The organism is Streptococcus sp. GMD6S, from assembly GCF_000297015.1.
Genome location: NZ_AJRH01000215.1, coordinates 1 through 767 on the forward strand (window position 1 = coordinate 1; position 767 = coordinate 767).

Genomic DNA, 767 nt, shown 5'->3' on the forward strand with positions numbered 1-767 from the left:
CAGGTGACACCGGCCGAAGTGAAGAGCCAAGAAGATTTCTCAAGTCAAGACCAAGCTAAACTGGCTGCAGCCGACAAGGAAGCAGCAGAAGAGGCAGCCAAAGTTCGCTCAGAATTGCTTTCAACTCTTGAAGGAATCGAAAAATCAACCATCGAAGACATCAACAAAGACGCCACTATCACTGATAAGGAAGCGGCGATTAAGGCAGCTAAAGAAGTGATTGGCAAAGATGCTATCCTGAAAGCCATTGAAGAAGGTGACATCGAAGCGTCCGACTTGTTAGACGATTTCTTAGCAGAAGACAGTGATCAGGTGACACCGGTCGAAGAGATGAGCCAAGAAGATTTCTCAAGTCAGGACCAAGCTAAACTGGCTGCAGCGGACAAGGAAGCGGCGGAAGAGGCAGCCAAAGTTCGCTCAGATTTAATCGCTACCTTAGAAAAAATTGAAAAATCAACCATCGATGATATCAACAAGGATGCCACTATCACTGATAAGGAAGCTGCGATTAAGGCAGCTAAAGAAGTGATTGGCAAGGATGCTATCTTGAAAGCCATTGAAGAAGGCGACATTGATGCCTCAGACTTGTTGGCAGATTTTTTGGCAGAAGATAGTGATCAGGTGACACCGGCCGAAGCAAAAACTCAATCTCAACTTTCTGACCAGGACCAAGCAAAACTCGCTGCGGCAGATAAGGAAGCGGCAGAAGAAAATAGTAATGCGAAAAAACTTGAGCTAAGTAAATTAGAAGAGCAAGTTGCTAAGAT

General features: G+C 45.2%; 1 pseudogene. It reads left to right on the forward strand.

The window, feature by feature from the left end:
- Nucleotides 1-767 (forward strand): annotated as a pseudogene (locus GMD6S_RS12810) (SIALI-17 repeat-containing surface protein); the annotation flags it as partial.